A 9,986-nucleotide genomic window follows, 5' to 3' on the forward strand; every position below is an offset into this window, starting at 1 on the left:
TTCGCATAATGAGACCGACGTTATGGTACTTGCCGCCCGAAAGGGCAGAATCCGACGCCGGGAAAATTGCGAAGCCCCCGGCGAGGATTTAGCCATAACGTCTATTATGCGAGGCTGACGTACACTTTTTTTTCAGCCATAGCAGCGTTCACAGGATTTGCTTATGTCCGACGACAACAGCGTAGATATTTTTGGCACGAAGCCTATAGCTAAGGCCGTCGAGAAAATTACGGAGAAATCTGTAGATGGCTTAGGTGCTTTTTTCGGGGCTATCTGCATGCCCGCTGCCGAAGAGCTAGGTCTTCTTCTCAAAGATAAAATTGCCGTGTTCCGGACCCAGAATCTAGAAGCGATAGCTGAAAAAACTCGGGAAAAAATGGAGAGGGCAAAAATCACCTCTAGTGGAGATACCAATCCAATGCTGGTTCGTCAGGTTATCGAGGATGCCTCGTGGACCGATGATCCACGTATTCAGTCCATGTGGGCCGGTCTACTTGCTATTGCTTCCGGCACGCCTTCAGCGGCTGACGACTCCATCATTTATACGGAAACTTTGAAACGCCTTACCCCCTTTCAAGCTCGCATCATCAATGCAATCTACAGCGACCCAAGATGTTGTAGCGTCGGTGCATCACTGCCTACGCATGCAGAATCGTTCTTCCAGCCATCGAATCGTTTGCTTTATACGGTTAGAGAAATTCTGGCTCAGTATCCAGGCGACCTCAGTGAAATTGTTCCGATAAGCGCTACGCACGACGAAATACTGGCTGAAGGATGTAATATTGCGCTTTCGCGGTTTCGACCGCAGTTGGAATCTTTAGCAACCTCAGGACTCATCTACTCGGTCAACTTTCCAGTAAAGTTGGACGGCTTGACACTATTTATTCCTACTTTGAAAGGCCTTGATTTTTATATGAGATGCTTGGGATACAGTATTTATCCTCTTGAAGCATTTATGCTTACCTTGCAGCATTGGTGCTCTCTGAGGGGCATTGATCCCTACACATATGCTCCTCCACGCACCTAACGCTTACCCGTTTCGCGTCCGCGTGCCTCTGTGGAGGAATGAGTTCTTTTTTTCTGAGTACGTGCCCGAATAGCCGCCATACCTCGACCTGCCCGAAGGGCATTAGGCGCCTCGCAGATTCTTGCTAGTACGTTGCACCTTATGCGCCGAGACCCCGCAACGCGGGCCGGTCTATCGCCCAAAGAAAAACCCCAGCGCCCGTGAGAGACCTGGGGTTTTTTGTCGCGTTCAAATTGCCTGTAGTCACTGTGGTGTCACTTCGCGCCCTGATTACCCCAAGGCATTCACCCTGGGTTTGTGCGAAGCCTGCGCGGTCCCGTGACGTATAGCACTATCTCTGGACAGGTCCCGGCAGGTCCGATTATCTAGCGCTTCGTTTTTGGTAAAACTGAATGATTTATCGCCTGGGCTATCGCTTGGTGGCATTGCTACTTTCTAGCTATCTAACAGCTATTTGACTGCTATCTCTCTGCTATCAAGCTGCTATTTTTCGGCTACTTCTCAGTACCAAAAATGCCCCGGCCTCCAATCAAAATAAGCCAAGTCCTGCTCCAGAATTTGATACTGAAACCGCCTTGGTAACGGCATCAAGCATCTTCCTTTCTGGCTCCCTGATTGCTTCGCCTTTAAATTCTTTGCTTGTTACGTAGTATTTTTGATTGTTTGCTTCAATGGCGAGTGCCCAAATCCTTGCTGTTTGAGGCTCATCTTCGCCGCCTGACAAGGCTTTGGGGATTACTTGGGTGATTGAATCAAGTCTAATCCATCGCTTCTGAGAAGCGTTTTTGGAAGGCCTAAACCCCTCATCCAGAGGTGTCGCTTGCACCCAAAATGGAATTTTTTGATCGTCTGAAAATGTTATGCCGTCGCCGGGCTTGAGCTCCTTCATAAGCGCAGAAATGATCGATTCTTTCGTGCTTTCTGGCATGCTTTTGAACTCGGACGGCATCGATTCGCCTATGCCACTCACGCCGGTTATTAGCAGGTAATCGTAGATCGTTTCGTCGTGGGTTTTGCCAGTGCCATATTTGTCCAGCTCGGTTCTGATGGCTTCTTTAACCGAGTCTCCAATTTTTCCAAACTCGCTTTTTAGCGAGTCTTTGACTGATTGAGCAATTCTGTCGGACATGGTTTCCGTGGTCATACCTGCATCCCCATTTTTGATTTTTACGCCGAGACCGTTTGCGCTCTCGGGATACCGAAAATTCTGATTAGGCCGGTTTTCGGCCGTTTGAGGTGGGGGTGCTGTTACACCCCCACTTTACCGTGGTTTCCCACGGTCATTCAGACGCAGGCCAGCTAGGTTTTTCCCCGCTGTTTCTGCCGGCTTCGTTCTCGATGGTTGCCAGCAGGGACGTCATTACGCTGCGTGCCAGAGGTTTTATATTGTCTGGTAAGTCACTGAATCTTCTGAGCAATGCCCTCATTTCTGGTGCCACGTCTCGCTCACTTTCGTCTAGCAAGATTTCATCTGTAGCGCACCCAAAAAGCTTTGCCATGCTCACTACCTTGTCGCCGGGAGGGGCATTTTTCCCTTTCTCCCATCCTGCAACCGTGTTTTCTCCGCTGCCGATGGCTTCGGCCAGAGCCTTCTGGGAAAGACCTATGTCTTCCCGCTTTATTCTGATGTTTTCGCCGATGCTCATTTGGATTTCAACCGCGCCAGTTTGATGCATCTAATTTAACCCCTGTATATCCATACACCACCGATATGTGGTGGCATAAGCCACCAAATTACACTTGCCGCCTCGCCACAATATATCGTAGTCTTAGCCACATCATTTAGTGGCTTGACAGGATTTCGGATGTTCATTGATTGGCTGACTATTTCGCAGGAGCATCAGCATGATCTACCGATCGTGTGCGGAATCTTCACGCTGACTGTCGACTCGAATACCAATGAAGTGTTGAGCACTCGTCAGCCGCGCTTTAAGCATGAGGCCAGCTTTTCCACATCCGTCACTATTCATGTCCAGGGCCGAAAAATCCGTGTCGAAGGAAATCCGAGCCGGGTAGGGCGGTTGGACAACCTTTTCGGTTTCACCTCTATCGAGCAGTGCGTTTCTGTTTACAACTCATTGTTGCGGGATTATGGACTTCCGGGTTTTTCGCGCTGTACACGCCTTGATATTGGCCACGGTGAGTCCAGTGCAAAGTTTGTCGACGGGGCAAAGATTGAACGTATTGATCTGACGACTAATGTGGCTTTGGGGGAGGGCAACGTAGTTGCTTATTTGCGTGGCATATCAAGTCAACGCATTGGACACTCCATCGGATTTCTTTATCCCAACGGTCGCACTGTTGCTTGGACTCCAAAAGGCAATGGAAAAGGCGGTCGTCTTCAATATCGTAAAGCCTATGACAAGGCTTATGAGATGGATCAGAACACTCTTCCGAAGTTTAAACGAGCCTTTGGCGACTCTTCAGAAGAATATAAATATGTTAAGCGGGTTAGAGATTACTGCACCCAAGAAGGTGTAGTCCGCATGGAGCAAGAATTAAAAAGCGAATTTTTACAGCGCGAAGCCCTTTGTTATTGGGGTTTATTTGATGAAAGGCGTTTAGCCGAACTCCACAGTGAGTTTCTTAAGATAGATGAAAAGTTAAAGGTGACAGCGATGGACATCGTTAGCATTAGTGAGCAACTGTTGGCAGAGCATATTGTTGATTCAACTCGTTCTGCTAATACAACAGCTATGTATGCCATTCAATGGATGCATGGCCAACGGTTCGACTTCGCTAAAAAGCAGGTGCAAACCCACGCTGCACGACTTAATCGAATAGGTATCAATATTCGAAATGCTTGTGATACAAGCCGTTTCGCCCCTGTTTTTGTCCGCCAGTGCCGTGAAGTTACAAAAACTGTGTTGGCTGTACCTGCTTGGTATCAACGCCCGAACCATCTTCAGCAGGTCGCTGCATGAAAACAGTTAAGTTCGATGCCACCGTGCTTACTGCTGGTCAGCGTCGTCGTCTTGAAGACCAGACAAGGCTTGCCTCTTTGATGAGAAATGTTATTCCGCAACAGGTTGTTGAGACACTTAAGCTATTAGAAAGCCGTAAAGAACAGGGCGTTAAGCCTGAACGTATTTGGTTTGTAGAGCGTCAAGAATCGGGAACAACCTCTGTTGCTGAATGGATGGGTTTTTAATGAATCGTGACGCCTATCTAAACCTTCGATTTGCCGTAGAAACGGAGTTCGTAAATGCTCTCAACGATCCTCAATATGATGAACGCGCTGGGGTTAATAGTCTTATGCGTTTGTTTCTATCTGCACTGGCTGAGCAGCAAGTAGCTCGTCAGCGTTCGGCACGAAAATTTAAAACATTCAGGCGTAACCCTGAAGCTGTCGCCCCAAGTTGGGCATACCGTAAGCCCGGCACTGTTCCTGGCTTTCCAACATTGAGATAAGGGCATCATCATGTCTAATATTATTGTGGTCGAAGTAACTGGTAACCATCGTAGCGGCACTGCCGCTAAATCTGGCAAGCCATATTGCATGTTCGAGGCATATGCTCACTTGCCAAATATTCCGTATCCACAGAAATGTACTTTTTACGCTGAGACGCCTCAGCAAGTACCTCAGCCTGGAAAATACGAATGTGATGTCATTGCACAGGTTCGTGATGACCGTCTTATTTTTGAAGTTGACCCTCGCCAAGGTCGTCGTATTAGTTCTAGTGCTGCATCGACTGCAGCACCTCAGAAGTCTGCGTAATGTCCGGTTTATTGCATTGCCCTGGTGATTTAGTTATTCAGGGCGGTGCTCCTTCGTGCTCGGTTGACTGGGTTTCTGTTCCATACATTCCCCCATTTGACCTTTCACAACTTGACCCAACTGTATTGGGCCAAGCTTTCGGCGCCGGTTTCACCCTAGTTGGCAGCTTTATGGTTATGTCGATGGGGATTCGGGCGTTCTTAAATTTCATCAAACAAGCTTGAGGATTTATCCATGTTTAAAAAGACCCTTGTTGTTGCTGTTTCTGCTGCTCTGTCCGCTCCTGCTGTTTTCGCAGCTGATGGCACTGGTGGTTGGGATTATACCGGCCTGACTTCCTCCATTGATTTCAGCACTATCTCCGTTGGTGTTCTGGCTGTTGCTGGGATCCTTGCCGGGGTTTATGCCGGTATCAAGGGTGCAAAAATCGTACTTGGTTTCCTTCGGGGCTAAGTTGCCGGTTCTGGTTTACCTGGGCGTCTTCGGGCGCCCTTTTTTTCTCTAAATTTTGGAGTGCAGAATGGATCAGCTCTATTACTTCGCGATGTTTTGCATCGGAACAGGTTGCGCTTTCGCAGTCTTTGCGGGGTGGTGAAATGAGATATTTCCTCGCGCTACCTTTTTTTCTAGCTCTTGTCTTTTCTTCAAATGCTTCGGCTGGCTGGGTTTGCTCTTCAACTAGTCTTTATCCCACTCAGTGTGCGGCTGCTGCTAACTCTCCTACGGCAGAACAGTTTGCAGTTGTTTACCTTGCCGCGTTTGACGATAGTGGGCTTTATAAGAACTACACTCCAGGCGCCTGTATCGCAGACACTCCAACGAGGAAAACCTGCTCCTATACTTATACTCATGGCGGCATCCTCAAGAATGCTAATTTTTCCGTCATCGGATCGAACACTATTATTTGTGAGGACACTCTAGAGTCACGTGGCCCTGATTCATCAGCTATTAAATCAGCCGACAAATACTATATTTCTTGGTCTGTTTCATCGGTAACTCAAAATATTTGTCATAATTCGTGTTCCTACTTGGCTTCCTCAGCCACTGTGAGCACTTGTTATTTAAATACCGGTTCGACTTCTTCGGGATTTTGCAATTATTTTGTAGGTATTGATTCGTCGAATTCTGCTTGTACTGGTGAGGTTGGTTACCAGCAGCCCAGTGTTGGTGATTCCCTTAATGTAACTACTCCACCTGACCCAGGTGGTGATCCTGATGGAGACGGCGGTGGTAATGATGGCGGCACAGGTGGCGGTTCAGGTGATGGCTCCGAACTTGGATTTACTTCTCCTGGTCAGCTAGACACGGAGCGTTTTACGAATGAGGGTAACGCTGCTAAATACAATGGCTTTGTATCTGGGATGAGCAGTAAATATGTCCAATCTACGTTTGGGCAATCTGTCGCGGGGTTTACGCGAAGTATTAATTCCGCTGGAGGTGGTACCTGTCCGTTTGCCTATATAACAATATTTTCTACGCCCATCTTTTTTGATTCTCACTGTACGCTGTTTGAGTCCATCGCTCCTATTTTGAGTGCTGTATTCCTCGCTGCTTGGTCTTTATTAGCATTTCGTATTTTTATGTCTGCTTAATTTCTTATAGGGGGTTTTATGAGTGCTTTCGCCAAATGGATTTTAATTATCTTAGAGCAGATATTGGATTTCATCGTTGAAGTTCCTTTAGCCATTGCTGGTTGGCTTTGGGAGGCTGTACTGAGCCTAATAGGCTCTAGCTTTATCGTTGGTCTTATCGACAATGCCGGTCAGGTATTTTCTCAAATATCTCCTTCTGTTTGGTACTTCATGGCAATTATGAAAATTCCTTTCGGAATAACTGTTGTGACTAGCGCTTACGTCTTGCGCTTTCTTGTTCGTCGCATTCCGTTTATTGGGTGATTCATGGCTATTCATGCTTATGTTGGTAAACCAGGTTCAGGCAAGACCTCTAGTGTTGTTGAACGTGTTGTCATCCCCTCATTAAAGCAAGGCCGTCATGTTGTAACCAATATTCCTTTGTTTGTTGACGAGTTACTTGCTGATTTCGGTGGCTCTATCGATTTGTTGCCTCATGACTGGTGGGAGCGTCCTGACCTTACTGAATTTGTTAAAAATGGATGCGTCCTTATTCTCGATGAGCTTTGGCGTAGGTGGCCAAGTGGCCAGACGGTTCAGAAAGCCAACATTAATGATAAAGCACTACTAGCAGAGCATCGTCACATGGTTGACGATAAAGGTAACTCCATGCGGGTTATTCTTGTTACTCAGGATTTGTCTCAGCTTGCTAGCTGGGCTAGAACTCTAATTGAAACAACCTTTCTTATCACTAAGAAATCTAAAAGGTTTTATCGCGTTGACGCTTATTCTGGTGTTGTTACGGGGGATAAACCTCCCAAATCAAAGCTTGTCCGTCAAATTGCAGGTAAGTATAACTCTACTGTTTTTGGTTATTATAGATCGGCCACTAAGTCTCAAACAGGTGACGTAGGTGATGAGTCTGTGGCTGATAATAGTGGTTCATTTCTACGCTCTTATGGTCTTTGGGGGACTGCCTTTGCTTTTGTTCTGTTCATTGGCCTGGGTATTTACGGTGTAAAAAGTTTCTTTTCCTCCGGCTCACCTGGTGTCGTTGATACTCATCCAGTAATTAGCAAGGCAAAGGAACCGGCCAAATCTCCTGAACTGCCAATCTCAACCACTTGGCGTCTGGTTGGCTTCGTTCATCCTTCAAAACCTGATCCGTCTTCAAGGGCTGTATCCGAGGCTCTTGCTTTGATTGCAGACAATAATGGCAACTCTCGATACATCTCGTTCAATCACTGTCGGTATTTTCCTGATTTTACTGAGGCTTTTTGTTTGGTTGACGGTTTCAGAATCACTAATTGGTCATTAAAAAAACCTAATCCAATTACAGGTGGGCTAATTGGGGGAGGGCTTTAGCGTAGCGCTAAGACCTCTACCAATTAACCCACCATCCACCTGGAACTCATATCATGAAGACCTTTAATGTACTGCGTCGTTTTAATGCTGCCATATTCCTTTTTTTCTTCGTTTCCTTATCCCAGGCGAATACTGCCCCTCAACAACTGACGTTTGATTTTCAGACTATTCCGGTTTCATCCGCTTTGCAGCTTTTGGCTGATTACCGTGGTTTGAATCTTGTACTAGACGAAAACGTCCGTGGTTCACTTTCTATGCGTATGAAGGATGTGAGCTGGGATGAAGCTATCGAATATGTAACATCTACAAATGGGCTCTTATACGCCGTTGAAGGTAAGTTCCTTCGGGTCAGTGCTTATCCACGTCCAGGTGAATCATATTCGGCAAACTCATACATTTCCGGTCAAGATCAGCAAATTCAGAGCAATCCTTCTTTTGTCGCAACCTCTTTCGATGTTTCAATCTTCAAGGTGCATAACATTTTGGCTTCAGATGTTATAAAAGCATTTCCCCTTGATCCTGGAGAAACTCTGAACTTTGAAGACGGTTCTTCGATCATCGTTGCCAGGATGGGCAAGCCGCGTTTAGAGCAGCTCAAAACGTTGATTACCGCGGTTGATTACTCTAGAAAGCAAGTGATGATCCAGGCTCGTATCGTCGAGGTTGATCGCTCTTACTCCAAGAACCTGGGCGTCCAATGGGGTGGCACTGTAGGCAGCGGTGCCGGTACTATTTCAGGCTCTGTACCACTGGGCTTTGCCTCTGGTGCGATAGGTACTGTCGGTATTGTTTCAAGTGCTTTGACGCTTGATGCCAGGCTTTCAGCGATGGAGCAGGAGGGCAGGGGCAGGGTGATTTCCAGCCCTCGCGTTTACACCTCTGACCGTCATCAGGCCAAAATTGTTAAAGGGTCTGAGGTTCCTTATCAGCAATCGGCCGGCGATGGTGCAACTTCCACATCGTTCAAGCAGGCCGCCTTGTCGCTCGACGTGACTCCGATTGTTAACGGTAAAGGAGTGCTGCTGGATGTCATTCTTTCAAAGGATGAGCCTGATTATTCTAATGCCATGAATGGCGTTCCTCCGATAAACACGACCTCGCTGACTTCACGGGTTTTTTCGCCGTTTGGCCAGACTATTGCTTTGGGTGGTGTTTACTCGGATCTGGATACAACCGTCGTTAGAAGCGTGCCATACCTGGGTAAGATTCCTGGTTTCAAGTGGTTGTTTACCAGCAGCTCGACAGTATCAACCAGCACAGAGCTGGTCCTTTTTCTGACACCTGTCTTGGTTGAGCCGATATAACTAAACTAAATAGTCATTTAGTTTAGTTATAATCATTAGCTATTAACGGAGGAGGGTAGCGCATTAAATGAACTAGGGGTCGTTCATCCTTGGTCGCTATCTTCCAAGCATGTGCGTTATCTTGCAAAGCTGCAGCAGACACGTGTAATCGGTAACAAGCCACGTAAATCAAGGGCTCCAGCGTTGCGAAGCTCCTGGCTTTGGTGTCTAAGAACTGAACAAAAATGAGTGAAAGGACTGTTGTAATGACAAATTTGTCGCCCTGGATGGTTGAAAGCGCTTATCGCTATTTGAAGGCTGCGAAGCACCTTAGACGTGGCCATGACATGCTGGACATTGCGCAGATCAATGCTGCAATTGGCATGGAAATCCTGCTGAAAAGCTTCGTGTCAAAGCCCAATGGCAACCTTGGCCAAGTCAATGAAACTTACGAACTGGACATGGGCGCAATAAAAACTGCGCATGAGCATTTGAAAGCGACAGACAGAATCCCGGCTTATCGGAAAGACAGAGGCCCTAACAAGCACGATTTGCTTACGTTGTTTCATGCGATACCTGAACCGATCAGGCAACGTATTCGGCTTGATCGTCACGAGCATTGGATCGAGAAGGATCGGGAAGTTTTTACCAATGCGCGTTATCGATATGAAGCCGGTGCTCCTGGAGGTTACGACGATATTTTGATCGGTGTCTTGGACGAACTGATTGAGGACGTTGTGCACTGGTATCGTGAGCTGGGCAGCAAAGATGTGTTCATCGTGTGTTACGGAATGACGCCGGCCGATTTTCAGCCCAAGCCAGGCAAGGAGCCTAAACCGTCATGAGCCTGGCTTCAAATCTGACCGCCAGAGCCCCCCAGCCCCTCATAGGACGGTTCGCATAATGAGACCGACGTTATGGTACTTGCCGCCCGAAAGGGCAGAATCCGACGCCGGGAAAATTGCGAAGCCCCCGGCGAGGATTTAGCCATAACGTCTATTATGCGAGGCTGACGTACACTT

14 protein-coding genes are annotated in these 9,986 nt (G+C 47.3%); 12 read left to right on the forward strand and 2 right to left on the reverse strand.

The window, feature by feature from the left end; all coding sequences use genetic code 11:
* Window positions 1-163 precede the first annotated feature (163 nt).
* Window positions 164-1,027: a hypothetical protein gene (locus PSFL_RS13180; RefSeq protein WP_397470150.1), complete on the forward strand. Its 864-nt coding sequence runs from the start codon at window positions 164-166 to the stop codon at window positions 1,025-1,027.
* A 529-nt stretch (window positions 1,028-1,556) separates the two neighbouring features.
* Here PSFL_RS13180 and PSFL_RS13185 read toward each other — a convergent pair.
* Both PSFL_RS13185 and PSFL_RS13190 read right to left on the reverse strand, forming a co-directional pair.
* Window positions 1,557-2,171, reverse strand: coding sequence for a hypothetical protein (locus PSFL_RS13185; RefSeq protein WP_397470151.1), 615 nt, complete (start codon window positions 2,169-2,171; stop codon window positions 1,557-1,559).
* Between the two features lie 136 nt (window positions 2,172-2,307).
* Window positions 2,308-2,673, reverse strand: a complete 366-nt coding sequence (locus PSFL_RS13190; RefSeq protein ID WP_397470152.1) for a helix-turn-helix domain-containing protein — start codon at window positions 2,671-2,673, stop codon at window positions 2,308-2,310.
* 159 nt (window positions 2,674-2,832) lie between these two features.
* On the opposite strand from PSFL_RS13190, the gene PSFL_RS13195 reads away from it, so the two are divergent.
* From PSFL_RS13195 to PSFL_RS13245, 11 genes are all read left to right on the forward strand, one after another.
* A complete protein-coding gene (locus PSFL_RS13195) occupies window positions 2,833-3,951 on the forward strand; it encodes a phage/plasmid replication protein (RefSeq protein ID WP_397470153.1) in 1,119 nt (372 codons plus the stop codon).
* Window positions 3,948-4,178, forward strand: coding sequence for a hypothetical protein (locus tag PSFL_RS13200; RefSeq protein WP_397470154.1), 231 nt, complete (start codon window positions 3,948-3,950; stop codon window positions 4,176-4,178). Before PSFL_RS13195 ends, PSFL_RS13200 begins: the two co-directional genes overlap by 4 nt.
* On the forward strand, window positions 4,178-4,438 hold the full coding sequence (locus tag PSFL_RS13205) for a hypothetical protein (protein WP_397470155.1): 261 nt from the start codon (window positions 4,178-4,180) through the stop codon (window positions 4,436-4,438). Before PSFL_RS13200 ends, PSFL_RS13205 begins: the two co-directional genes overlap by 1 nt.
* 10 nt (window positions 4,439-4,448) lie before the next feature.
* On the forward strand, window positions 4,449-4,745 hold the full coding sequence (locus tag PSFL_RS13210; RefSeq protein ID WP_397470156.1) for a propanediol utilization protein: 297 nt from the start codon (window positions 4,449-4,451) through the stop codon (window positions 4,743-4,745).
* Window positions 4,745-4,969, forward strand: a complete 225-nt coding sequence (locus tag PSFL_RS13215; RefSeq protein WP_147282653.1) for a hypothetical protein — start codon at window positions 4,745-4,747, stop codon at window positions 4,967-4,969. Before PSFL_RS13210 ends, PSFL_RS13215 begins: the two co-directional genes overlap by 1 nt.
* Before the next feature lie 10 nt (window positions 4,970-4,979).
* Window positions 4,980-5,198 (forward strand): hypothetical protein, encoded by a 219-nt coding sequence (locus tag PSFL_RS13220; RefSeq protein ID WP_397470157.1) that lies wholly within the window; start codon window positions 4,980-4,982, stop codon window positions 5,196-5,198.
* A 143-nt stretch (window positions 5,199-5,341) separates the two neighbouring features.
* Window positions 5,342-6,337 carry a hypothetical protein gene (locus PSFL_RS13225; RefSeq protein ID WP_397470158.1) on the forward strand — a complete coding sequence of 332 codons (996 nt, stop codon included), beginning with the start codon at window positions 5,342-5,344 and terminating at the stop codon, window positions 6,335-6,337.
* An 18-nt stretch (window positions 6,338-6,355) separates the two neighbouring features.
* Window positions 6,356-6,640 (forward strand): DUF2523 family protein, encoded by a 285-nt coding sequence (locus PSFL_RS13230; protein ID WP_397470159.1) that lies wholly within the window; start codon window positions 6,356-6,358, stop codon window positions 6,638-6,640.
* Between the two features lie 3 nt (window positions 6,641-6,643).
* Window positions 6,644-7,681 carry a zonular occludens toxin domain-containing protein gene (locus tag PSFL_RS13235; protein WP_397470160.1) on the forward strand — a complete coding sequence of 346 codons (1,038 nt, stop codon included), beginning with the start codon at window positions 6,644-6,646 and terminating at the stop codon, window positions 7,679-7,681.
* Between the two features lie 53 nt (window positions 7,682-7,734).
* A complete protein-coding gene (locus PSFL_RS13240; protein WP_397470161.1) occupies window positions 7,735-8,985 on the forward strand; it encodes a hypothetical protein in 1,251 nt (416 codons plus the stop codon).
* 245 nt (window positions 8,986-9,230) lie between these two features.
* Window positions 9,231-9,809, forward strand: coding sequence for a hypothetical protein (locus PSFL_RS13245; protein ID WP_397470162.1), 579 nt, complete (start codon window positions 9,231-9,233; stop codon window positions 9,807-9,809).
* The last annotated feature ends 177 nt before the right edge of the window (window positions 9,810-9,986 follow it).

It is taken from the genome of Pseudomonas sp. DD1 (genome assembly GCF_044510355.1).
GTDB classification, from domain to species: Bacteria; Pseudomonadota; Gammaproteobacteria; order Pseudomonadales; family Pseudomonadaceae; genus Aquipseudomonas; species Aquipseudomonas shahriarae.

Excerpts from the sequence above, each read along its gene's own strand:
- PSFL_RS13180 (WP_397470150.1), top strand. The coding sequence starts at position 164 with ATGTCCGACGACAACAGCGTAGATATTTTTGGCACGAAGCCTATAGCT.
- PSFL_RS13185 (WP_397470151.1), bottom strand. The coding sequence starts at position 2,171 with ATGACCACGGAAACCATGTCCGACAGAATTGCTCAATCAGTCAAAGAC.
- PSFL_RS13190 (WP_397470152.1), bottom strand. The coding sequence starts at position 2,673 with ATGAGCATCGGCGAAAACATCAGAATAAAGCGGGAAGACATAGGTCTT.
- PSFL_RS13195 (WP_397470153.1), top strand. The coding sequence starts at position 2,833 with ATGTTCATTGATTGGCTGACTATTTCGCAGGAGCATCAGCATGATCTA.
- PSFL_RS13200 (WP_397470154.1), top strand. The coding sequence starts at position 3,948 with ATGAAAACAGTTAAGTTCGATGCCACCGTGCTTACTGCTGGTCAGCGT.
- PSFL_RS13205 (WP_397470155.1), top strand. The coding sequence starts at position 4,178 with ATGAATCGTGACGCCTATCTAAACCTTCGATTTGCCGTAGAAACGGAG.
- PSFL_RS13210 (WP_397470156.1), top strand. The coding sequence starts at position 4,449 with ATGTCTAATATTATTGTGGTCGAAGTAACTGGTAACCATCGTAGCGGC.
- PSFL_RS13215 (WP_147282653.1), top strand. The coding sequence starts at position 4,745 with ATGTCCGGTTTATTGCATTGCCCTGGTGATTTAGTTATTCAGGGCGGT.
- PSFL_RS13220 (WP_397470157.1), top strand. The coding sequence starts at position 4,980 with ATGTTTAAAAAGACCCTTGTTGTTGCTGTTTCTGCTGCTCTGTCCGCT.
- PSFL_RS13225 (WP_397470158.1), top strand. The coding sequence starts at position 5,342 with ATGAGATATTTCCTCGCGCTACCTTTTTTTCTAGCTCTTGTCTTTTCT.
- PSFL_RS13230 (WP_397470159.1), top strand. The coding sequence starts at position 6,356 with ATGAGTGCTTTCGCCAAATGGATTTTAATTATCTTAGAGCAGATATTG.
- PSFL_RS13235 (WP_397470160.1), top strand. The coding sequence starts at position 6,644 with ATGGCTATTCATGCTTATGTTGGTAAACCAGGTTCAGGCAAGACCTCT.
- PSFL_RS13240 (WP_397470161.1), top strand. The coding sequence starts at position 7,735 with ATGAAGACCTTTAATGTACTGCGTCGTTTTAATGCTGCCATATTCCTT.
- PSFL_RS13245 (WP_397470162.1), top strand. The coding sequence starts at position 9,231 with ATGACAAATTTGTCGCCCTGGATGGTTGAAAGCGCTTATCGCTATTTG.